This window comes from Microlunatus sp. GCM10028923 (genome assembly GCF_042666975.1).
Classification (GTDB): Bacteria; Actinomycetota; Actinomycetes; order Propionibacteriales; family Propionibacteriaceae; genus Microlunatus.
Map to the genome: position 1 here is coordinate 277,329 of NZ_JBHTFF010000006.1, position 21,613 is coordinate 298,941.

The window sequence follows — 21,613 nt, forward strand, 5'->3', positions numbered from 1 at the left end:
GCCGTGAAGCGGACTGCGGAGCAGGTGCGGTGGAGCCTCGAGGACCTGTTGCTGGCGGCCGTTCCGCTGGTCCTGGCCTGGCTGGTCTGGTCCGGGGCGGTGACCTCCGAGATCGGCACCGCCCTGTTCGTGATCGTGGCGGCCGCGGCCGCGGTGATCATCGGCGTCGAGCAGCAGCTGGCGTACCGGCGCGAGGGTGAGTCGCCGGTCGGCAGCCGGCAGCTGCCCCGGGTGGCGCTCGCCGCCGCGGTGACCGTGTTCGAGCCGGCCGGCGATCCGGTGGCCGGGGCCGGCCGGGCGCTGGCGATGTTGATCATCGTCGCCGGGCTGATCGTCGAGCCGGCGATCGCCCGCGGCGCGGCGTCCAAGCTGGTCTTCGTGCACGGCCTGCCCGGCATCGCGCCGCTGCCCGAGCCGCGCCGCTGGCTGCCGCCCGCGGTGCTCTGGGCCAGCCTCGGTGCGACCGTGGCCGGCGCCTGCTTCGGCTGGTTGACCGAGAACGGGCTGGAGGCGCCGGGGTCCTGGCTCTGGGTGGCCGCCGCGGTGCTGGCGGCCCTGGTGGCGGTGGCCTTCCTGACCGAGACCGCGGGGCGGATCCGGCGGCACCGGGAGATCGAACGGCAACTGGCCGGGGCGGTGGCCGACTACGGGCCACGGTTCGTCGTCTACACGGCCCGGCCGGACGACGCGTCGTACCAGGTGGCCATGTGGCTGCCGTACCTGAAACGGGCCGGGCTGCCGTTCCTCATCGTGGCCCGGGACGAACTGCCGGCCCGGGTGCTGGCCGGGCTGACGGACGTGCCGATCGTGGTCCGCCGCACCATCGGCGGGCTGGACGACGTCATCGCGCCGACCCTGGGCGCCGCCTTCTACGTCAACGCCTCGTCCGGCAACGGCGCCTTCATCCGGTACGGCCACCTGACCCACGTGTATCTCGGCCACGGCGACTCCGACAAGCCGCCGTCGTACAACCCGACCCACGCGATGTACGACCGGATCTTCGCCGCCGGGCCCGCCGCGACCCGCCGCTACGCCGACCACGGCGTCCGGATCCCACTGGACAAGTTCCGCGTCGTCGGGCGGCCCCAGGTCGAGGGCGTCCGGGTGGTCGAACCCGGCGACGGCACCGGGGACGGCCCGGTGCTCTACGCGCCGACCTGGCGCGGCCACGTCACCGAGACCCAGTTGTCCTCGCTGCCGTCGGGCCTGCGGATCGTGGACGCCCTGCTGGCCCGCGGCCGTACGGTGATCTTCCGGCCGCACCCGTTCTCGTACCACTTCGCCGAGGACACCGCCCTGGTCGAACAGATCCAGCGCCGGCTCGCGGCCGACGCAGCGGCGACCGGCCGGGCCCACCTCTGGGGACCCGCGGCCGAGTCGGAACGGACCGTGCTCGACTGCACCAACGAGTCCGCCGCGATGATCGCCGACGTCTCCGCGATCGTCTCGGACTACCTGTACTCGCGGAAGCCGTTCGCGATGGTGGCGGTGCCGGACGACGACCCGGTGCGGGGGGACTTCGTCGCCCAGTACCCGATCGCCCGCGGCGCGTACGTCCTGGACCGTGACCTGGTCGAACTGGACCGGGTGCTGGACGACCTGCTCGGCGCCGACCCGCACGCCGCGGTCCGGGCCGAGATCCGGGCCGACTACCTGGGCGACTTCCCGGCCGAGGGCTATGCCGACGTGTTCGTCGACGGAGTCCGGGACGCCGCCACCGGGACCGACCCGGGCGACGTGCACGGGCTGTCCGAACCCGACGAGCCGTCCCGGCCCAGCCGCCGGGCGAACCTGCGCCGGCAGCTGTCCGCGCTGGCCGGCGGCGCGGTCGCGGGAGCCCTCGCCGCGCTGGCCCTGGCCGCGGTGCTGATGGGTGCGCCGGCCCCGGTGTCCGCGGTGCTCGCCGTCGCGGCCGTGGTGCTGATCGGTTTCCTGAAGCGGACCCAGCTGACCAAGCCGGCCGGCTGGGACGGGCTGCTGACGTTCGCCGGCCCGGCCCGGCTGCTGCTCGCGGTCGGCTTCGGCCTGGTCGCGACCGCCGACCCGGTGGTGCTGCCGACGACGGTGATCCTGGTGCTCTGCATCGCCGCCGAGACGGCGATCAAGCGCGGCTGGGGCCGGCACGGCGTCGAGGTGGCCAACCTGCCCAGCCTGCGGGCCGAACTGCGCCAGCCGAACCTGCTGCGGCTGACCTGGCCGGGCAGCCTGGTCGTGATCGGGGTCGGCTGGCTGATCGGCTGGTTCCCGGCCGGCGGCTGGGTCGCGCTGGTGCTGGCGGTGCTGCTGCTCGGCGTGACGATCGGCGCGCTGGCGCTGGCGGCGGTCCGGGTGCACCAGGTCGTCGCCGCCGAGGAGCTGCTGCCGCAGACGGTCCGCGAGCTCGCCCCGCGGTTCGCCGCCTACTTCGCCTCGCCGGTCGGCGCCCGCTACCAGCTCGGCATGTGGCTGCCGTACTTCGACCGGATCGGCGAGCCGTACGTGATCATCACGCGGGACCTCAAGATGCACCGGGAGATCGCCGCGATCACCTCGGTGCCGGTGATCTACCGGCCCAGCCTGGGCAGCCTGGAGGAGGTCATCGTCCCGTCGATGGCCACCTGCTTCTACGTCAACAACGCGGTGAAGAACACCCACTTCATCGAACGCCGGGAGCTGACCCATGTCTGGCTCAACCACGGCGACTCGGAGAAGCCGGCCTGCTACAACCCGGTGCACGCGATCTACGACCTGATCTTCGCCGCCGGCCAGGCCGGGATCGACCGGTACGCCCGGCACGGCGTCGAGATCCCGGCCGAGAAGTTCCGGATCGTCGGCCGGCCGCAGGTGGAGTTGATCACCCGGGCCGAGCGGCCGGTCGTTGACCAGGAACGACCGACCGTGCTGTATGCGCCGACCTGGCAGGGCACCTTCGCCGACGCCAAGGTCTACTCGCTGCCGGTGGGGGAGCGGATCGTCCAGGCTCTGCTGGCCCGGGGCGCCCGGGTGATCTTCCGCGCCCACCCGTTCAACTACCGGTTCCCGGCGGCGGTCGAGTTGATCAAGAAGATCCAGGCCCGGCTGGCCGCGGATCCCGGCGGCGGTCACATCTGGGGCGACGCGGCCGAGCAGGCGATGACCGTCGAGGACTGCTTCAATGCCTCCGACGCGATGATCTCCGACGTGTCCGCGGTGGTGTCGGACTACCTGCACAGCGCCAAGCCGTTCGCGATCGTCTCCGTCGGCCGGACCCCGGCGGACCTGGTCCGGGACGCGCCCGCCGCGCTGGCCGGCTATCTGATCGAGGACGACCTGGGCAACCTCGACGGCGCCCTGGACGACCTGTTGATCAACGATCCCAAGCTCGACGAGCGCGACAGCACCCGGATCTACTACCTGGGCGACTTCCCGGCCGAGACCTACGCCAAGGGATTCCTGGACGCCGCCCGCACCGTGATCAACAGCGACCCGGCCGACCCGCGCCCCGAACCTGTCGAAGAGCCGAGCCCGGTCCCGCACCCGGTTGATCATGGTTAGCCTGCTCCGCCGGGCCGTCCCGGATCTCCCGCTGGCCGTCGCCGCCGGACTGCTGGTGATCATGGTCGCCGCGTTCCGGTCCGGCCCGTCGCCCGCGCTGGTCATCGGGGTCGGGCTCGGCCTGCTGTCGGCCGGCGTGATCGCGCTGAGCCGGCCGCTGGCCCGGGCCGGGTCCCGGCCGCAGCTCGGCGCGGTCCGGCTGCCCGGCCATCCCGATCCGGGCACCCCGGTGACGTTGCTGCTGACCCGGCTCGTCGCCGGCCTGATCCTGGCGCTGTCCGGGGCGGCCGCGGCGACCGGTCTGATCCCGGTGATGATCTTGGTCGGAGTGATCGGGATCGTGCTGGCCGGGGCGCTGCTGCAGCTGGTCCGGCGGCGGGCCCGTACGGTCGGGAACGCGGCGCGGACGCGGGCCGCGATCGAGACATACGCACCGCGGGTGATCATCTACACCAGCCGGGAGAGCGGCGGCGCCTACCAGCTGGCGATGTGGCTGCCGCTGCTGGACCGGCTGGGGGAGCGCTACCTGGTCGTGGTCCGGCATCCGGCCGCGCTGGCCTGGGCCGCGCCGCTCACGGCGGCACCGGTGGTCTGCGCGCCGCTGGCCACCGACCTGGACGCCGTGGTGACCGAGTCGGCCCGGGTCGCGCTCTACGTGAACGTCGTCGGCGGCAACGCCAACCTGGTCGGCTACCGGTCGCTGCGGCACGTCTACCTCGGCCACGGCGACTCCGACAAGGAGGCGTCGGTGCATCCGACCCACCGGATGTTCGACCGGATCTTCGTCGCCGGCCCGGCGGCCCGGGACCGCTACCGGCAGGCCGGGCTGGAAGTGCCCGACGACCGGTTCGTCGAGATCGGCCGCCCGCAACTGGCCGAGGCCGCCACCCTGGCCGGGCCGATCGGTTCGGTGACCGGGCCGACCGTGCTGCTGGCGCCGACCTGGCGCGGCTACAACGCCCGGACCGAGCTGAGCTCGCTGCCGTACTGCCTGACCCTGGCCGAAGCCCTGATCGCCCGCGGCGCGACGGTGGCGTTCCGGCCGCACCCGCTGAGCTGGGACAACGCCGCCGAGCGGGCCCTGATCGACCGGGTCGACGCGCTGCTCGCCCGGGACCGGACCGCGTCGGGCCGGCCGCACCGCCCGGCCGGGGAGCACCGCCGGGACACCCTGATCGAGGCGTTCAACGCCAGCGACGCGCTGGTCACCGACGTCGGCGGCCTGCTGGTCGACTACTTCGCCACCCTGAAGCCGTACGCCGTCGTGCTGTCCGCCGCCACTCCGACGCCGCCGGCGACCGCCGAGGCCGGCTACCTCGTCACCCATGATCAACTTCGGGCCGGCGACCTGGATTCGGTCCTCGAACCGTTGCTCCGGACCGACCCGAACGCCTCCCGGCGGCCCGAAGTGGCAGCCCGCTATCTAGGCCCGCTGCCGCCGTCCGAGACCCCGTTCCTGGCCGCGCTCCGGGCCCAGCTGGACCTCGCACCGCGCCCCTGACCCGGCCTCCGGTCAGGGGGCCGGCCCGGCATTCCGCGACGACGTCCGGAGGCCGGTCGAAAGCATGAGACGATCAGCTCAGAGGGCCCGCACCCGGGCCCCTGCCCACGGCTTTCATCGTGTCCGGTTCGCAACCACCGAACCGGACCCAGCAGTCGATGCCTCCCGTCACGGCCCGTCTTGCACGATCCTTCGGGAGGTACCGCATGACCCTTGTTGCTCCCTTCTCACCGTCGGTCGGTGCCCCGCGCACGCTCGGTGACATCTACGGTCCCGGGGTCGCGGTCTGCGCCCGGCCGCCGCTGGCCGACAACGCACCGGCGGGCCGGCACCGCGTGACGCGGGACGTGGTCTCGGCCAGGCCGGTCGGCGTGGCCGGGGACACGCCGCTGATCTGCAGCGCCGGCGGCACGGAACCGGCGTTGCTGGCGCAGTTGCGCGAGGGCGGACTGCCGGTCGGCACCGAGCTCCGTACGTTCCGTACCGAGACGGAGTTCGGGCTCCGGGTGGCCGAGGCGATGGCCGACGGCCTGCTGATCTCGATGGAGTACCCGCAGCCGAACTCCCTGCTGCCCGACACCCACGCGGTCAAGACGGCCGAGCTGGTCGGGTTCCTGAACAACAAGGCCAGCATCAGCACGTTCGTCGACCCGGACTTCCGGGCCCGGCGCCGGGTGGTGTCCCGCGCGGACCTCGCGGAGGCGACGCCGGTGGCCGGTTCCTGGGTGCTCAAGGCGGCGACCGACGACGCGCACCGCGGCAATCTCGACGTCTACCTGCACCGGGCCGGCGAGCCGGTCAGCTGGCCGGACTTCACCCGGGTGCTGCCCGCGTTCGTGGTCGAGGAATACCTGGACCTGGTCCGCAACTGGGGCATCCAGTTCTTCGTCGAGCCGGGTGCGACGGCGCGGCTGCTGGCCGTCACGGAGCAGCGGGTGGACTCCGCCGGGATCTACGACGGCGGCCTGTTCGGGCTGGTCAGCCCGCCGCCGCCGGCCCTGCTGGCGGAGTGTCAGGCGATCACCCAGCGCGCGGCGGATCTCGGCTACCGGGGGATGTGCAGCCTGGACTGCGCCGAGACCCGGGACGGCCGGCTGGTCCTGCTCGACCTGAACTTCCGGATCACCGGCGGCTCGATCCCGCTGCTGGCGCTGCAGACCGTCCGGCCCGACGCGCTGGAGCGGCCGGCCGAGTCGGTGAGCCTGGCCGTGACGGCACCGCTGGCCGACCTGCTCACCGCGCTGCGCCCGGCCCTGGCCGCCGGCGGCCTGATCGTGGTCGCCGGCCACGACACCGCCCGGACCGACCATTCGGTCCGGCAGAGCACCCTCCAACTCGTGGTGTACGGCGACGACCCGGACGAAGTGACCCTCCGCCGCCGCGCGCTGACCGCCCGGTTCGGCAGCTGAGGAAGCCCCACCCGGCAGGGTCCGCGGCCCCAGGCCCGGGCACGCCGAGACCGAGGGTCCGTGTCACATTTCGCCGGTCGGCACCGTCAGGGGGAGAAGTGCACCCTTTCGGCTGGAGGCGGCCATGAACCTCGTTCTCTTCATCACCAGCGGCGTGCTCGCCGCGGGTCTCCTGATCGGCGGCGCGATCAAGCTCATCGTTCCCGCGGAGACCCTGGCGGCGACCCGGCTCGGTGCCTGGGTGCGAGACGTCGGCGCGACCCGGTTGAGGTACATCGGAATCCTGGAGTTGCTTGCGGCGCTGGGTCTGGTGCTGCCGGCCGGGACCGGCGTCGCGCCGATCCTGATCCCGATCACGGCCGTGTGCGTGGGGCTGCTCATGATCGGAGCGATCGTCCTGCACCTGCGCCGCCGGGAGCCGCTGCTGGCCGCGGCACCGCTGGTCTACCTCGCGGCGGCGGGCTTCATCGCCTGGGGCCGGTTCGGTCCGGAGCCGGACCCGAACGTGTTCGCGTCGCACGTCGGCGCCTACTACCTCAGCGCCGGCCGGCTCGGGGCCGTCGTGGCCGTCGGCCTAGGCCTGGCCGGAGCGGTCGCCGCCGGCCTGGCCCTGTCCCGTCCCGGCAGCCGGCTCGGCACCGGGACGGGTTCGATCGGCGCGGTGTCCGCGGTCGGTGCCGGCTTGATCGGCATCGTGCTGGCCGGCCTGGTCGTGTTGACCTCCGACGCCGGAATCGGCACCGGCAACGGGCGCGCCGGGGCCTACCTCGGGCTGCTCGCTGGAGCAGGAGCGCTGGTGCTCGGTGCCGTCGCGCTGGTCCGGGCCCGCCGTTCGGCCGGGCCGGACGTCAGTCGAGGGCCAGGGCGGCGGTGATCCGGTCGGCGCTGGTGCCGAGCCCGAGCCGCTCGGTGAGCTCGGCGAACGCGGCCGGGTCGACCGGGGCGGTGGGCAGGGCGAGATCGTCCGGCTTGACGCCGAGGTCGATGTCGCGGGCGACGGCGACCACGGTCGGGGCGACGGCCAGGTAGTCGATCGCGGCGCCGAGCTTGGACCGGATCGAGCCGCTGATCTTGGTGTCGGGCTCGCTGGCGGCGGCGAGCACCTGCTCCAGCGTCCCGTACGTGTTCAGCAGCGACGCCGCGGTCTTCTCGCCGATCCCCGCCACGCCGGGCAGGCCGTCCGAGGTGTCCCCGCGCAGGGTGGCGAAGTCGACGTAGGCGGCGGGCGGGATGCCGTACTTGCCCTGCACCCAGGAATCGGTTACCTGTTCGTGCTTGCCGACGCCGCGGGCGATGTAGAGGATCCGGATGTCGCGCGTGTCGTCCACCAACTGGAACAGGTCCCGGTCACCGGTCACCACGTCGACCGGCATCGCCGCGGTGCTGGCCAGGGTGCCGATCACGTCGTCCGCCTCGTACCCGTCGTGGCCGACGATCGGCAGCCCGAGCGCGGTCAGCACCTCCACGATCAGCGGCACCTGCACCGCGAGGTTGTCCGGCGCCTGTTCACCGGCCGTTTCGGCGGAGGTCGACATCTCGCTGACCACCGTTTCCCCGGCGCCGGCGACCCGGTGCGCCTTGTAGCTGGGAATCAGCTCCACCCGCCAGGCCGGGCGCCAGTCGTTGTCCCAGCAGCAGACCAGGTGGGTCGGCCGGTAGGTGTCAACGAGTCTTGAGATGAAGTCCAGCAGTCCACGGACCGCGTTGACCGGGGTACCATCCGGTGCACGCAGGGAATCCGGTACGCCGAAGAAGGCCCGGAAGTACAGGGAAGCAGTGTCGAGGAGGAGTAATCGCGGTGTGCGCACAGTCGAATCCTGGCACGGCGTCGGGGATGGAGAAGCTTGACCGCCGCATTCTCGAGCTGCTGGCGAGAGACGGTCGCATGTCCTACACCGACATCGGCAAAGAGACCGGTCTCTCCACCTCGGCCGCCCAGCAGCGGGTGCGCCGGCTGGAGCAGCGTGGGGTGATCAAGGGCTATCGGGCGACGCTCGACTCCAACGAGCTGGGCCTGCTGGTCACGGCGTTCGTGGCGATCAAGCCGTTCGACCCGAGCCAGCCGGACGACGCGCCGGACCGGCTGCAGCATCTGCCGGAGATCATCTCCTGCTACTCGGTGGCCGGCGACCCGAGCTATCTGCTCAAGGTGCAGGTGCCGACGATGGCCGACCTGGAGGCCGTCCTGGCCAAGATCCGGGCCTCGGCGAAGGTCTCCACCCATACGACGACCGTGCTGTCCACGCCGTACGAGGATCGCCCGCAGCTGTGACCGCCCTGCTGTCCGATCCCCGGCTCTGGTGGCGGCTGGTCTGTGCCGTGGTCGGCGGGCTGGTGCTCGGTCTGGCCTGGCAGCCGTACGCGATCTGGGGGACCGTCCTGATCGGCATCCCGCTGCTGCTGATCGCCGTGCACGGGCAGCGGGCCCGGCGCGGCTTCGGTCTCGGGTACGCCTTCGGGTTGGCCCTGCTGACGGTGTCCATCGGCTGGATCGAGGTGCTCGGCACCTGGATCGCCGCGTTGTTGATCTTGTTCGAGGCGCTCTTCTTCGGCCTGCTCGGCGTCGCACTGGTGCTGATCTCGAAGCTGCGGCTGTGGCCGCTGTGGTCGGCGTTCGCCTGGGCCGCGCTCGAGTTCGCGTACTCCCGGGTCCCGTTCGGCGGCTTCGGCTGGGTCCGGCTGGCCTACACGGCCGTCGACACACCGCTGGCCGGATTCCTGCCGCTGATCGGCGTACCGGGCCTGAGCCTGCTGGTCGCCCTGGCCGCGACGGTGTTCGGCTGGCTGGTGCTGCGCGTACTGCGGGGGAACCGGCCGCGGGCGGAGTGGCGGCCGTTCCTGCTCGGACTGCGACGACCCGCCGTCGGTGTCCTGATCGGCTTCTTCATCGTCGGCGCCACCGGCGCGACGTTCCGCGGGTTGCAGTTCGAGCCGGCCGAGGGGACCGGCAAGCCGGTCACGGTCGGCGTGGTGCAGGGCAACGTGCCGGGCCGCGGCATGGACGCGATGGGCGAGGCCCGTACGGTCACCAGCAACCACCTCAACCAGACCGTCGAACTCACCGCCCGCTGGCGGCTCGGCAAGGTGCCGGAGCCCGACTTCATCCTGTGGCCGGAGAACTCCACCGACATCGACCCGATGCTGGACATCAACACCCGGCTGGTCGTCGACTCGGCCGCGAAGGTGGCCGGCAAGCCGATCCTGGTCGGTGCGGTGATGCAGGGCCCGGGCCCGGATGAGCGGCAGACCACCGGGCTCTGGTGGGATCCGCAGCAGGGCATCCTCGGCCGGTACGACAAGCGCAACCTGGTCCCGTTCGGCGAGTGGATCCCGTTCCGGGCCCAGCTGCTGCCGCTGGTGCCGATCCTCAAGGAGGTCGGGCCGCAGGCCATCCCCGGCACCCGGCCGGGCGTCATGACCGTGCCGATCGGCGACCGGGAGATCACCGTCGGCGACGCGGTCTGCTTCGAGCTGGCGTACGACCAGACGATCTACGACACGATCACCAACGGCGCGCAGGTGTCGATGGTGCAGAGCAACAACGCCACCTACGGCGGCACCGGCCAGATCGAGCAGCAGTTCGCGATCACCCGGGCCCGGGCGATGGAGACGCGGCGCGAGTTCGCCGTCGCCACCACCAACAGCGTGTCCGGCTTCATCGACCGCGAGGGCAACGTGGTGCACCGGACCCAGGAGTTCACCGCGGCCTCGTTCGTGGTCGAGATGCCGGTCCGGTCCGCGATCACGCCGGCCGTGCTGATCGCGCCCTGGCTGGACCGCGCGATGGCCCTGATCGGGCTGCTCGCTGCGGTCGTCGGCGGTGTCGGAGTGGCCCGCTTTGGACGTCTGCGGAAGACTGGGCAGTCTCCGGCGCGGGAACCCGCGCATACCTGAGGCTACGAGAGGACCCGGTGTGACCGAACGGCCAGCCACTGAACTGGGCCGGATCTTGGTGATCGTCCCGACCTACAACGAGGCGGCGAACATCGAGAAGACCACCGGTCGGCTCCGCGAGGCCGTACCGGAGGCCGACATCCTGATCGCCGACGACAACTCGCCGGACGGTACGGGAGACGTCGCCGATCATCTGGCCTCCTCGGACGATCACATCCACGTCCTGCATCGACGCGGCAAGGAGGGCCTCGGCGCCGCGTACCTGGCCGGGTTCGGTTGGGGCCTGGACCGCGGCTATGGGGTGCTGGTCCAGCATGACGCCGACGGCTCGCACCCGGCCGAGCGGCTGCCGGCGATGCTGCAGGCGCTGCGTACCGCGGACATGGTCAAGGGCTCGCGCTGGGTGGTCGGCGGCAGGACGGTGAACTGGTCGCCGCTGCGGCAGCTGATCTCCCGGGTCGGCAGCCTGTGGTCCCGGATCTGCCTCGGCCTGCCGATCAAGGACGTCACCGGCGGCTACAACGCCTGGCGCGCCGACACGCTGCGCAAGATCGGCCTGGACGACGTCGCGTCGGCCGGCTACTGCTTCCAGATCGACCTGGCCTGGCGGACGGTCAAGGCCGGGCTGCGGGTCGTCGAGGTCCCGATCACCTTCGTCGACCGGGAGCACGGCGACTCCAAGATGAGCCAGGCGATCGTCATCGAGGCGCTGATCCGGGTCACCCTGTGGGGGATCGCGTACCGGGCCGGGCAGCTGTCGGGCGCCGCCCGCCGCCGGCCCCGTTCCGTCGACCAGGGAAGTTGATCATGCGCCGCCGACACCCCTGGCTGATGCCGCTGCTGCTGGTCCTGCTGGTGGCGGTGCCGATCCTCGAGGTCTGGCTGCTGATCCAGGTCGGTCAGCTGATCGGCCTGGTCCCGACCTTGTTGATCTTGGTCGCCGAGGCCGTCCTGGGCGGCTGGTTGATGCGGCGCGAGGGGAACCGGGCCTGGCGGTCGCTGAACGAGGCGTTCCAGCAGGGCCGGATGCCGTCGGGGGAGCTCGCCGACGCCGCCCTGGTGCTGGTCGGCGGCACCTTCGTCATGCTGCCCGGGTTCGCCACCGACGTGATCGGCCTGTTCTTCCTGCTCCCGTTCACCCGGCCGCTGGCCCGTCGCCTGCTCGGCGCCGCGATCGCCCGCCGGCTGGACCGGGCCGGCGTCCCGACCGTGATCAACACCGACTCGGGCACCGTGGTCGACGGCACCGTCGTCGACGGTACGGTGGTCGACGGCACGGGGACCGAACCGCAGCCCGAGCCGCGCACCGTCCGGGGCACTCTCGAACCGCCCCGCTGAGCGTTGGCCGAGGAGCAGCCGCTGACCGGCGGCATGGTCAACACGGTCGTCCGGGTCGGCGACACCGTACGCCGCAGTGCCGGGCCGTGGAGCCCGACCGTGCACGCGGTCCTTGATCATCTGCACGCCGTCGGCTTCGACCGGGCGCCGCGTGCGCTCGGCTTCGATGATCAAGGTCGGGAGGTACTCAGCTTCCTGCCCGGCGAACCGGCCAGCCGGCCGTGGCCCGCGATCCTGCGTTCCGACGACGGCCTGCGCCAGCTGGCCGAACTGACCGCCGACCTGGGCCGCGCGCTGGCCGGTTTCGAGCCGGCTCCCGACGCGGTGTGGCGATCCGGCGGTGTACCCGGAGCCGGGCCGCGGGTGTTGCGGCACGGCGACCTGGCGCCGTGGAACACGCTCTGGCAGGGCGACCGGCTGGTCGGCCTGATCGACTGGGACTTCCTGGAACCCGCACCACCCTCCTGGGACTTCGCCCAACTGGCCTGGTTCGCGGTGCCGCTCCGCCCGGAGCCGAAGGGCTGGCAGGCCTGCGGTTTCCCGGAGCCGCCGGACCACCTGCGGCGGATGGCGATCGTCGCCGAGCATGCCGGGATGACCGTCCCGGAGCTGGCCGAGTTGATCTTCGCCGTGCAGGCCTGCGACCGGGACCGCACCCTCCGGTGGGGTCGTACCGGGATCCATCCGTACGACTCGTTCCTGGAGCGCGGCTTCCTGGCCGAGATCGACGCGGAGTCGGCCTGGCTGCGCGAGCTGCTCCGTCGGGCCTGACCAGGAACTCAGCCGCGCTCGGGCCGCAGCGGTCCCTGCACCCGGAGCTGCTGGCCGTCCGGCAGCACCATCGCGAAGGTTCGGCGGTACCACGGTTGATCCACCGGTGGGCCGTCCACGCCGAGCCCGGCGGCGAGCGCCCGTTCGTACACGAGATCCGGCGCGATGCCCAGGTCGATCGTCAGGCTCACCGGCGGGATCGTGCCCTCGGCCCGGACGAGGTTGAGGCCCTGGCTGCCGGCCCACGGCGTCACGGTCAGCCGCGCCATCGTGGGCGGATCCGGGTAGCGGAACGCCACGTGCAGGCCGAGCACGTGCGCCAGCTGCTCGGCGCCGGCTTCCACGTCTCGTACCGGCAGGTCGGGGAACACGGCGACCACGTCGCTGTCCCGCGGTTCTGCGGCCCGCACCATGACGACCTGCTGGGCGACGTGGTCGGGATAGACCCGCGCCATCCGGCTGGCCTCCTGCAGTCCGGCCCGACGGGCGACGCCGATCGAGCGCAGGTTCCGGGTGTCGATCCAGGCCTCGACCCCGGTGATCCCGGGCTGCGCCAGTAGGTGTTCGACCACCACCGGCGCCGCCTCGCCCATGATGCCCCGGCCCCAGTGCGATCGGCGCAGGTGCCAGCTCAGGCCGCGGATCGACCGGCCCTGGTCCGAGAAGATGCCGATCGCGCCGAGCGCCGCGTCATCCGGCCGGAGCCGTACCGCCCAGGTCCAGCCGCCGTTCCCGGCCAGGTCGGCTCGGAGCCGCTCCCGGGTCTCCGCGACGTCGCCGGTCGGCTCCGCCCAGCCGTACGGATCCATCGCGGGATCCCCGAGCATCGCGTGCAGACTCTCCGCGTCGCGGTCGGGGTCGAGCGGCACCAGCTCCAGCCGCGCCGTCGTGAGAACCGTGGTCGCACCCATTCCGGAAGGATAGATTGCGGCGCACCGCAGGTCTTCGGTGAAAATCGGCCGGGTGTAACCGGCGAGAGTTCACATCACAGGAGCGTGAGGAGGATCGCCGAGTGGGCGAGGAAGCGCGATGGGCGGAACTCGAGACGGCGGCGCAGCAGATCCTTGATCAACTGGATCCGCGGCGGCGCTGGCGCGTGGTGGACGCCGGGCCCGGAGATGATCTTGGTCGGATCGACATCCAGGGACGCGCCCCGGACGGCGGCCGCTGGGAGCAGGCCTCGGTGCACTTTCCGTTGTCCGACCCGTGGCCGGAGACCATCGCGTGGATCGCTTCCGAGCTCCAGGACTACGTGGTGGAGTCCGGGCTGCAATGGGGCGCGGCCGCGCCAAAATGTCCCGGGCACCGGCACCCGGCGGACCCGGTGACGGTCGAGGGCACCGCGGTCTGGGTCTGCCCGGCGACTCATGCCGTCCTGCGCCCGGTCCTCGCCTGAGGCCTACCCGCCCCGTCTCGGGACGAAGGCGTGCTGGGCCGCCCTGCGGAAGTCGCGCGGCGCCATTCCGTGTGCGGCCTGGAACCGGCGGGTGAAGTAGGCGGGGCTGGCGAAGCCGCAGGCGTCGGCGATCTCGGCGACCGGGCGCATGGTGGTGGTGAGCAGGGTCGCCGCCTGCTCGAGGCGCAGGTCGCTCACGTAGGCGGTGGCGGTGGTGTCGTAGTAGCGGCGCATCGACCGGGCCAGGTGCGCCGGACTCACCCGGGCGAGTTCGAGCAGCCGGGGCACCCCGCCGCGGAGGTTCGTCTCCCGCCGCATCGCGGCGCAGGCGTCGGCGAGCCAGTCGGGCGTGCCGGACGGCGGTCCGGTGCCGGGCGCAGGATCGAGGCCGAGCAGCGGGATGAGGTCGGTCCAGAAGCGGATCAGGTCCAAGGGTCGCGGCCCGGCCCGGAACCGTTCCAGGGCGGCTGCACAGACGGACTCGGCGGCAGCGAGGCCGGACTCCGGCAGGCGCCGGTGCGGCGGGCGTTCGGCGGTGTACCAGTCCGGCCCGACTCCGGCGAGCTCGGCGAAGGACCGCCACCGGCCGGCCGGGAAGGCGATGTTGTAGAAGCGGACCGGGCCCGAGATCGCGTGCTGGTCCCGCCCGGTCTGCGGATCGAACGTCCGCAAGAAGATCACGTCGCCGGCACGCAGCGACTGCACCCGGTCGGCGACGCCGGGGCCGAGGTCCTGGCTGCCGTCACCGTCCAGCACCACCATCACCTCGCAGTAGTCCTGGTGGCCGTGCGGGTCGGAGCGGCCGCGCAGGTCGACCAGAGCCGCATGGTACGGACGCCCGAGGGCATGGGCCTCGAAGCGTTCCAGGCCGGGCCGGCTTCTCGAGATCACCACCTCAGGAAGGCAGGCGATCGTGGCCGGTGTCGTGCGCGGCGGCATGGTCGGCCCGGGCACCGACCGCCGACCGGGCGGTGAGGGCGAGTTGCGCCGCGGGCCAGTGCCAGTGCACCAGGTCCCCGTCGAGCCTCGGCTCCGCCGACGCGAGGGCGGACGGCTCGGCGCCGTCCTCGATCAGCGACACGGTGCCGCCCAGGAAGGCGGTGCCGACCTCGGTCAGCACGACCGGGTGCGGTCGCCCTGCGTCGACCATGATCACGTCGAGGCCGATCCGGTCGTCGGCCAGGCTGACGATCTCCCCGCCGGGTACGTCCTCGCCCCAGCGGCCGGCGCCCGGCCGGAAGTCGATCATGGTCCCGTCGTCGGTGACGGTGACCCGCTGACCGAGCGTGAACCGATCACCGGGGGCGGCGGGGGAGCCGTCGATCCGGATCTCGGCGACGGGCCCGAGCCGAACCTCGAGGCGGACCCGGATCGAGGTGGCCGGGAAGGGGAGCCCGGCCGGCAGGTCGTCCCGGTACACGTGTCGGTCGCCGCCGGGGCTGGCCAGTCCGACGTGCCACAGCACGTGCTGGCCGTCCTGCGTCGCGCTGAACACCCCGGAGACGAAGTCCGCGTCGTCCTTGATCACCCGGAGCCGGAGGAAGGACGTCGGCCGCTGCCAGGGCGGACCGTCCGGGTCGCCGGTCCAGAAGCCGAGCAGGTTGCGCCGCTGGAACCACGCATCGGCGAAGTTGACCGAGCCGAGGGTGGCGGACCGGCCCAGCCAGCTGGTGCCGATCCGGTCCGGCCGGCCGCGTTCGAACCGCTCCCGGTGCAGGTCCGGTGCCGCCGGCCCGGCGAACCGTTCGATCACCTCGGCCGGTGCGTCCGACTGCAGGATTGCGGTCGCGACGTCGCCGACCTCGGTCGTCGCCGTGTCCGTCGGGAGCCGGTCGAAGGGCGGCCGGCCCGCGACCGCCTTCGCGATCGTGGCCAGCAGCACCGGGCTCTCGGCCAGTTCCTCGGTGTACGTCCGCGACATCGGCCCGGTCAGCTGGCCGGTCGGCCGGTGCCAGCGGGCAGCGAGGTGGCGCCAGAGGAGGTGGACCAGCCCGGTCGCGCGCTCGGCGACGGCGCTGTCGGTGATCAACTGGCCGATCGCCGACAGTGCAGTCCGGGTCACCAACCAGTAGGTCGGGCTGTTGTACTCGGCGAAGCTCCCCGAGTCCTCGATGATCGCCGCGAGCCGCTCCAGCCGTCCTCGCCCGTAGTCGGCCAACTCCGGATCGGCCAGCAGCTGGCCGGCGGCCAGCGCGACAAAGGTGCCCTTGGCGGCGATGTTCGTGTAGCTCATCGCGACGTTGCGGCGGATGATCGCCTCGACCGCGGCCCGGAGCGTGGCACCCACGCGTTCCGACTGGCCGGACGACAGCGCGGCCCGGTGCCGGAGCATGATCAACGCCAGTTCCTGACCGAGGAAGTCGGCCCAGTTGGGGTCCGGCCGCCGCATCGCCGGCAGCGGCTCCTCCAGGTAGTACGGCCAGACCCCGTACGTCTCGGACTGCGGATCCCGGTCCTGGCCGGCCAGCACGGCATCGATGACCGCGGCCGCCCGTACCGCATCGCCGGTCTCCAGCAGCGTCAGCGCGAAGGTCGCGCTCTCCCGGTACGGGTGCACGGTCCGGCCGGCCAGCGCGGTGTGCACCGAGGTCACCGAGCCGAGCCCGGTGATCAACTTCTGGTCCGGGTCGTAGGCGGCGTCCCCGGCCGACCTGGCCCGCCGGAGCAGCAGGCGATCCGCATCGAGGGCCGGGCCGGGCGTCGTCATCGGTGACACGTGATCAACTTTCGTCGGCGGCGTGATCAAGAGATTGCAAGTATTGGCGATCAGGGTAGCTGTCGTACGCGGCAAAGGCGACGCATCCTGAGGGGAAACATCAACTCGCCGCCGAGGAGACAGCAACGATGACCAGCATCCCCGACACCCGTTCCAGCTCGCTCGAGGACTTCGACCGCGACGGGTACGTGATCTTCCGCAACGTGATCGACGCCGACCTGATCGCGGAGGCGAGTGATCACGTGGCCTGGCTGGAGCAGCAGCACCCGGACGTCCGGCCGGAGAATCTCGGCCACATCTACCTGCGCGACGACCCGTTCTGGGTCCGGCTGATCTCCGACGACCGGTTGGTTGACATCGCGTCGCAGTTCGTCGGCGACGATGTCGCGCTGTTCGCGTCGCACTACATCAGCAAGCCGCCGTTCACCGGGCAGCAGGTGCTCTGGCACCAGGACAGCGCGTTCTGGCCGCTGGAGCCGATGGAGGTGGTCACGCTGTGGCTGGCGGTCGACCATTCGACGCCGGAGAACGGCTGTGTCCGGCTGATCCCGGGCAGCCACACGCTGGACACGGCGGCGCTGCGGGAACGGAAGGACGTCGAGAACGTGCTCGGCGCCGAGATCGCGGTCGATGTGGACGAGAGCCAGGCGGTGGACATGGTGCTCGCGCCGGGCGACGTCGAGGTGCACCACCCGAAGATCGTGCACGGCAGCAACGCCAACACGTCACCGAACCGGCGCTGCGGGCTGACCATCCGCTACATCCCGACCTCGACCAAGATCACCGCGGACGAGCAGCCGTACCCGAGCGCCTTCCTGCTCCGCGGCGAACCGGGCGTCAACACCTACCAGCCGCGGCCGACGTTCGACCCGGCCCGCCACTTCCCGTTCCGCGACGCCTGACCCTCACGCTGTCCCGGCCCGCGGGCGCCAGCTCGCGGGCCACCGTCCCGCACGCGCGACGAGCGACATCAGCGCCGGCAGCAGCATGACCCGTACGACCAGGGCGTCCAGCAGCACGCCCAGCGCCAGCGCGAAACCGAGTTGCTTCATCTCGATCCGGTCGATGAAGACGAACGCCACGAACACCGACATCATGATCAACGCCGCACTCGTCACCACGCTCGCCGAGGACAGGATGCCCTGGCGGATCGCCGCGGTCGGCTCGAGGCCGCGCCGCGATGCCTCCCGGACGCGGCTCATCACGAACAGGTGGTAGTCGAGCGAGAGCCCGAAGAGGATCGCAAAGACCAGCAGCGGCGTACGGGAGCCGATGAATCCGGGGGAGTCGAAGTTGAGCAGGCCTTCCGCCCAGGTGTGCTGGAACACCAGCACCAGCGCACCCCAGGCGGCCAGGCTCGCCAGCAGGTTGAGCCCCATACTGATGAGGGCGAACACCAGCGACCGGAACGTGATGAGCATGATCACGAGCGTCGCGAGCAGCACGAACCCGACGACGAGGAACAGCCGTTCGGCCTGGTGGGCCGAGTAGTCCGCGGAGTAGGCGGGCTCGCCGGAGACGGCGTACGCGGCGCTGTCGATCCGGCCGATGGTGTCGGGGACGAGCTGACCGCGCAGGAGTTCCAACGACTCCTCGGCGCGGGGATCGCTGGTGGCATAGGGGATCGGCAGGTCGAGCCGGACCGCCGTGCCGTCGGGCGACGTGCTGATCCGCGGCTCCGCGGTCTCGACGAACAGTGCATTCCCGCGGGTCCGCTCGGCCAACCTCGCCACGGCCTCCGTGAGGGCGGGGCCGTCCGCGGGTCCGACCTCCGCGATCACCGAATGGGCGAGCCCCGCGTCGGGGAACTCGGCGACGAGCGCGTCGTACGTGCTGATCGTCTGCAGCGACTTCGGGAACGACTCCCGGCCTTCCACGCTCGTCGTCATGGCCAGGCCCGGGACGGCGAGACCGGCGATGACGACGAAGCCGATCGCGGCCGTCGCGACGGGATGACGGAGGGCCGGCCGCAGCACCGTCGACCAGGCGCCGCCCCCGGCCGCCTTCGTCCGACGGCGGGCGAGCAGGCCGCCGTCGATGCGCCGGCCGATCTTGACCAGCAGGGCGGGGAGTACGGTCAGCGAGCTGACCATGGCCAGGGCGACGACGATGATGCAGGCCGTGGCGATCGAGGAGAAGATCACGTCGTCGACCAGGTACAGGCCCGCCAACGACACGATCACCGCGATCCCTGAGGTCAGGATGGTGCGCCCGGCGGTGGCGGCGGCCGCCTCCACCGAGGCCGCGAGCGGGTCCGTCCCGCCGTTGCGGGCCCGTTCCTCCCTGACCCGCTTGAGGTAGAACAGCGAGTAGTCGACGCCCACGGCCAGGCCGATCATGGCCAGCACGCTGGTGACCGCGCCGCCGGCGTCGGGGAAGAAGTGGGAGCTCAGTGCGTACACGCCCATCGCGGCGATGATCGACGTGATCGCCAGCGCCAGCGGCACGCCCGCCAGCAGCAGCGACCCGAAGACGACGAACAGGATGATCAGCGTGATCGGCAGCGTGAACCGCTCGACCTGCGCGAGCTGGGAGCCGAGCTGATCATCGAGCTCGGACGAGAGCGATTTGGAGCCGGTCTGCGCGATGTCGAGGCCGGGATGGGCCGCCTGCACCGCCGCGGTGGTTTCGAGGAGCGGGTCGAGGTGGTCCCCGGCCTCGTGGGCCGGCATGGACATCGTCACGGCGACCATGACCGCGTTCCCGCTGTCGGCGGTGACCGGTGCTGCGACGTCGCCGACCTCGTCGAGCGCGTTCAGCTTCGCGGTGAGGTCGTCCGCCGCGGCTCCGACCGCCGCAGGGTCGAGGGCTCCGCCGGGCCGGGTGATCAGGATCCGCTCGACCGCGGGAGCCTCCAGGCCGTTCTTCAGGGCGATGGTCTCGGCCGCACCGGCCTCGCCGATCCAGTAGTCGGAGAACACCACCTGCTTCGTCCCGGCCAGGGCACCGGCCCCGACGCACAGGGCGACGAAGAGGGTCCAGGCGAGGACGGCCTTCCAGGGGTTGGCGGCGCTCCAGGCCGCGACGCGCACCGGGAACGGTCGGCCCTTCGGCTCGGCGTCGGTGTCGTGATCCGGTGGGGGTGGCGTACGCGTGATCGCGGCGGTCATGTGTATCGACGCTAAGCAGGATCCTTAGCGAAGGCACTCCGGCAGCCCGGCCTCAATGTGGTGGGGAATACCCCACCGGCGCGGAGCGTCCGGGCGCACAAAAATGACCGCCTCCCGACACTGACGCATCGCCGACCAGTGCGATGCGGGTGCCGGGAGACGGCCAAGCTGGCGTGGAACCCGAGTTAGGCCGACTTCGCCGAGTGCGAGGAGAGGTAGTTCGGCCCGAGGGCGCCGGACCGCAACAGGTCCAACCGCTCCTTGAGCAGATCCTCCAGCTCGGCGATCGACCGGCGCTCGCGCAGCATGTCCCAGTGCGTCCGGGCCGGCTTCTCGTCCTTCGCCTCCGGACGCTCACCGTCGGAGCGCAACGACTCCGCACCGCACCGCGGGCACTCCCACAGCGCGGGAATCTCGGCCTCTTCGGCAAAGGTCAGCGCGAAATGGTGCTGGTTCGGGCAGTCGTACCCGATCTCCTGGCGAGGAGCGAACTCAACCCCGGTCTCATCTTCGAAGCTCTTGGCTCCGAGGCCGGAACCCCGTAACGAGCGATCTGCCATCGTGTCCTCCCGACTCGATCCTGACTTGGATGGTCCCCTGGAGAACACAACTCCCGAGTAGCCGGAAATGTTCCGAACGGGTGAACAAACCGTCACAAAGGTGCGGATTCCCGGACCGGACTGCGGACCGGGAGCAGGGCGACGGCGCCCACGAGCAAGACCAAGGCTATCCCGATGATGCCCATCCGGTCACTGGCGAAGATTCCGGCGAACAGCCCGAACAGGCTCGGCGCGAGGAAGGACACGGCCCGGCCGGTGGTCGCGTACAGGCCGAACAGCTGCCCCTCGTGACCCGGCGGGGCGAGCCGGGCCAGGAAGGTCCGGGAACTGGACTGGGCGGGGCCGACCCAGAGGCACAGGATCAGGCCGAAGATCCAGAACAGGGTCGAACCGTGCGAGAACAGCAGGACGGTCGCCGCGACGATCAGGCCGCCGAGGGAGACCAGGATGATCAGCTTCGGGCCGACCCGGTCCTCGATGATCCCGGCCGCGAAGGCGCCCGCGGCCGCGACCACGTTGGCCGCGACCCCGAAGATGATCACGTCGCCGGCGGAGAGTCCGTACACGCTGCGGGCGAGCACGGCACCGAACGCGAACACGGCTGCCAGCCCGTCCCGGAAGATCGCGCTGGCCAACAGGAACCAGACGGTGTGCCGCGACTGAGCGTAGAGCTCGCGGAGTTGCCGGATCAGCACCCGGTACGAGGCGAAGAAGCCGACCCGGGCGGCGCGGTCGGTGGGCGGGATCTCCGGCACCGCGACGAGCACCGGGATCGACCAGACCGCGAACCAGATCGCGGCGACGACCGCCAGCACCCGGTACTTCATGCCGCCGTCGGCCGTCACGCCGAACAGCCCGACGTCGGGCTGGATGAACAGCAGGTAGGCGCCGAGCAGGACGCCGATGCCGCCGACGTACCCGGCGGCCCAGCCGATGCCGGACACCCGGCCGATCGTCGCCGGGGTGGAGATCTGCCGCAGCATCGCGTTGTACGAGACGGCGGCGAACTCGGAGAACACGCTGCCGGCGGCCATCAGGACCAGACCGAGCCACAGGTAGGAGTACTCGTCGGCGACGAAGAACAGCCCGGCCGAGGACAGGATGGTCAGCGCGCTCCAGAGCGCGAGGTTGAGCTTGCGCCGGCCGCCGGCGTCGGCCCGCTGCCCGATCACCGGCGCCAGCAGGGCGATCAGCAGGCCGGCGGTGGCGAGCGCGATGCTCAGCCAGGTCGCGCCGGACAGCGAACCGGCCGGGGCCCCGGCCGCAACGTCCTCGGTCAGGTAGGGCGCGATGACGAAGGTGACGACGATCGTGTTGTACGCGCTCGAGCCCCAGTCCCAGAGCGCCCAGGCCAGGACCTGGCGGGGCTTGGCGGATCGGGGCGTCGCGGTGGTGGAGTTCATGG

The 21,613-nt window shown here is 71.8% G+C and carries 18 protein-coding genes; 11 read left to right on the plus strand and 7 right to left on the minus strand.

What is annotated here, in order from left to right:
* Window positions 1-3: 3 nt before the first annotated feature.
* The 4 genes from ACFQU4_RS16805 (at window position 4) to ACFQU4_RS16820 (ending at window position 7,297) form a co-directional block, all read left to right on the plus strand.
* Complete coding sequence (locus tag ACFQU4_RS16805) at window positions 4-3,513, plus strand: CDP-glycerol glycerophosphotransferase family protein (protein WP_377493865.1); 3,510 nt, start codon at window positions 4-6, stop codon at window positions 3,511-3,513.
* Window positions 3,506-5,014, plus strand: coding sequence for a CDP-glycerol glycerophosphotransferase family protein (locus tag ACFQU4_RS16810; protein WP_377493867.1), 1,509 nt, complete (start codon window positions 3,506-3,508; stop codon window positions 5,012-5,014). The genes ACFQU4_RS16805 and ACFQU4_RS16810 overlap by 8 nt, the downstream gene beginning before the upstream one ends.
* A gap of 206 nt (window positions 5,015-5,220) precedes the next feature.
* Window positions 5,221-6,423 carry a hypothetical protein gene (locus ACFQU4_RS16815; protein ID WP_377493869.1) on the plus strand — a complete coding sequence of 401 codons (1,203 nt, stop codon included), beginning with the start codon at window positions 5,221-5,223 and terminating at the stop codon, window positions 6,421-6,423.
* A gap of 124 nt (window positions 6,424-6,547) precedes the next feature.
* Window positions 6,548-7,297, plus strand: coding sequence for a DUF6223 family protein (locus tag ACFQU4_RS16820; RefSeq protein WP_377493871.1), 750 nt, complete (start codon window positions 6,548-6,550; stop codon window positions 7,295-7,297).
* Here the strand turns inward: ACFQU4_RS16820 and ACFQU4_RS16825 are convergent.
* On the minus strand, window positions 7,272-8,231 hold the full coding sequence (locus tag ACFQU4_RS16825; protein WP_377493873.1) for a 5'-3' exonuclease H3TH domain-containing protein: 960 nt from the start codon (window positions 8,229-8,231) through the stop codon (window positions 7,272-7,274). The genes ACFQU4_RS16820 and ACFQU4_RS16825 overlap by 26 nt on opposite strands.
* 26 nt (window positions 8,232-8,257) lie before the next feature.
* Here ACFQU4_RS16825 and ACFQU4_RS16830 point away from each other — a divergent pair, with 26 nt between their 5' ends.
* Genes ACFQU4_RS16830 through ACFQU4_RS16850 form a run of 5 tightly spaced genes read left to right on the plus strand, consistent with a single transcriptional unit; the run spans window position 8,258 to window position 12,426 of the window.
* Window positions 8,258-8,695, plus strand: a complete 438-nt coding sequence (locus ACFQU4_RS16830) for an Lrp/AsnC family transcriptional regulator (protein ID WP_179758095.1) — start codon at window positions 8,258-8,260, stop codon at window positions 8,693-8,695.
* On the plus strand, window positions 8,692-10,317 hold the full coding sequence (lnt, locus tag ACFQU4_RS16835; protein WP_377493876.1) for an apolipoprotein N-acyltransferase: 1,626 nt from the start codon (window positions 8,692-8,694) through the stop codon (window positions 10,315-10,317). Before ACFQU4_RS16830 ends, lnt begins: the two co-directional genes overlap by 4 nt.
* 19 nt (window positions 10,318-10,336) lie before the next feature.
* A complete protein-coding gene (locus tag ACFQU4_RS16840; RefSeq protein WP_377493878.1) occupies window positions 10,337-11,122 on the plus strand; it encodes a polyprenol monophosphomannose synthase in 786 nt (261 codons plus the stop codon).
* 2 nt (window positions 11,123-11,124) lie between these two features.
* Window positions 11,125-11,655: an FxsA family protein gene (locus ACFQU4_RS16845; RefSeq protein ID WP_377493880.1), complete on the plus strand. Its 531-nt coding sequence runs from the start codon at window positions 11,125-11,127 to the stop codon at window positions 11,653-11,655.
* 3 nt (window positions 11,656-11,658) lie between these two features.
* On the plus strand, window positions 11,659-12,426 hold the full coding sequence (locus ACFQU4_RS16850) for an aminoglycoside phosphotransferase family protein (protein ID WP_377493882.1): 768 nt from the start codon (window positions 11,659-11,661) through the stop codon (window positions 12,424-12,426).
* A gap of 8 nt (window positions 12,427-12,434) precedes the next feature.
* Here the strand turns inward: ACFQU4_RS16850 and ACFQU4_RS16855 are convergent, their stop codons facing one another.
* The gene (locus tag ACFQU4_RS16855; protein WP_377493884.1) at window positions 12,435-13,337 is read right to left on the minus strand and encodes a GNAT family N-acetyltransferase; all 903 of its coding nucleotides are present in this window, start codon (window positions 13,335-13,337) and stop codon (window positions 12,435-12,437) included.
* 101 nt (window positions 13,338-13,438) lie between these two features.
* Between ACFQU4_RS16855 and ACFQU4_RS16860 the strand changes: the two genes are divergently transcribed.
* Window positions 13,439-13,822 (plus strand): hypothetical protein, encoded by a 384-nt coding sequence (locus tag ACFQU4_RS16860; RefSeq protein ID WP_377493886.1) that lies wholly within the window; start codon window positions 13,439-13,441, stop codon window positions 13,820-13,822.
* Window positions 13,823-13,825: 3 nt separating this feature from the next.
* Here ACFQU4_RS16860 and ACFQU4_RS16865 read toward each other — a convergent pair whose 3' ends face one another.
* Together ACFQU4_RS16865 and ACFQU4_RS16870 are read right to left on the minus strand one after the other, a co-directional pair.
* Complete coding sequence (locus tag ACFQU4_RS16865; RefSeq protein ID WP_377493888.1) at window positions 13,826-14,716, minus strand: helix-turn-helix domain-containing protein; 891 nt, start codon at window positions 14,714-14,716, stop codon at window positions 13,826-13,828.
* Between the two features lies 1 nt (window position 14,717).
* Window positions 14,718-16,529 (minus strand): hypothetical protein, encoded by a 1,812-nt coding sequence (locus ACFQU4_RS16870; RefSeq protein WP_377493890.1) that lies wholly within the window; start codon window positions 16,527-16,529, stop codon window positions 14,718-14,720.
* 137 nt (window positions 16,530-16,666) lie between these two features.
* Between ACFQU4_RS16870 and ACFQU4_RS16875 the strand changes: the two genes are divergently transcribed.
* On the plus strand, window positions 16,667-17,440 hold the full coding sequence (locus tag ACFQU4_RS16875) for a phytanoyl-CoA dioxygenase family protein (protein ID WP_377493892.1): 774 nt from the start codon (window positions 16,667-16,669) through the stop codon (window positions 17,438-17,440).
* Window positions 17,441-17,443: 3 nt separating this feature from the next.
* On the opposite strand, the gene ACFQU4_RS16880 is transcribed toward ACFQU4_RS16875, so the two are convergent.
* From ACFQU4_RS16880 to ACFQU4_RS16890, 3 genes are all read right to left on the minus strand, one after another.
* Window positions 17,444-19,648 carry an MMPL family transporter gene (locus ACFQU4_RS16880; RefSeq protein ID WP_377493894.1) on the minus strand — a complete coding sequence of 735 codons (2,205 nt, stop codon included), beginning with the start codon at window positions 19,646-19,648 and terminating at the stop codon, window positions 17,444-17,446.
* A 185-nt stretch (window positions 19,649-19,833) separates the two neighbouring features.
* On the minus strand, window positions 19,834-20,208 hold the full coding sequence (locus ACFQU4_RS16885; RefSeq protein WP_179758106.1) for an RNA polymerase-binding protein RbpA: 375 nt from the start codon (window positions 20,206-20,208) through the stop codon (window positions 19,834-19,836).
* 92 nt (window positions 20,209-20,300) lie between these two features.
* A complete protein-coding gene (locus ACFQU4_RS16890) occupies window positions 20,301-21,611 on the minus strand; it encodes an MFS transporter (RefSeq protein WP_377493897.1) in 1,311 nt (436 codons plus the stop codon).
* Window positions 21,612-21,613 lie beyond the last annotated feature (2 nt).

Excerpts from the sequence above, each read along its gene's own strand:
- ACFQU4_RS16815 (WP_377493869.1), top strand. The coding sequence starts at position 5,221 with ATGACCCTTGTTGCTCCCTTCTCACCGTCGGTCGGTGCCCCGCGCACG.
- ACFQU4_RS16830 (WP_179758095.1), top strand. The coding sequence starts at position 8,258 with ATGGAGAAGCTTGACCGCCGCATTCTCGAGCTGCTGGCGAGAGACGGT.
- ACFQU4_RS16875 (WP_377493892.1), top strand. The coding sequence starts at position 16,667 with ATGACCAGCATCCCCGACACCCGTTCCAGCTCGCTCGAGGACTTCGAC.
- ACFQU4_RS16880 (WP_377493894.1), bottom strand. The coding sequence starts at position 19,648 with ATGACCGCCGCGATCACGCGTACGCCACCCCCACCGGATCACGACACC.
- ACFQU4_RS16810 (WP_377493867.1), top strand. The coding sequence starts at position 3,506 with ATGGTTAGCCTGCTCCGCCGGGCCGTCCCGGATCTCCCGCTGGCCGTC.
- ACFQU4_RS16870 (WP_377493890.1), bottom strand. The coding sequence starts at position 16,529 with ATGACGACGCCCGGCCCGGCCCTCGATGCGGATCGCCTGCTGCTCCGG.
- ACFQU4_RS16885 (WP_179758106.1), bottom strand. The coding sequence starts at position 20,208 with ATGGCAGATCGCTCGTTACGGGGTTCCGGCCTCGGAGCCAAGAGCTTC.
- ACFQU4_RS16820 (WP_377493871.1), top strand. The coding sequence starts at position 6,548 with ATGAACCTCGTTCTCTTCATCACCAGCGGCGTGCTCGCCGCGGGTCTC.
- ACFQU4_RS16890 (WP_377493897.1), bottom strand. The coding sequence starts at position 21,611 with ATGAACTCCACCACCGCGACGCCCCGATCCGCCAAGCCCCGCCAGGTC.
- ACFQU4_RS16855 (WP_377493884.1), bottom strand. The coding sequence starts at position 13,337 with ATGGGTGCGACCACGGTTCTCACGACGGCGCGGCTGGAGCTGGTGCCG.
- ACFQU4_RS16845 (WP_377493880.1), top strand. The coding sequence starts at position 11,125 with ATGCGCCGCCGACACCCCTGGCTGATGCCGCTGCTGCTGGTCCTGCTG.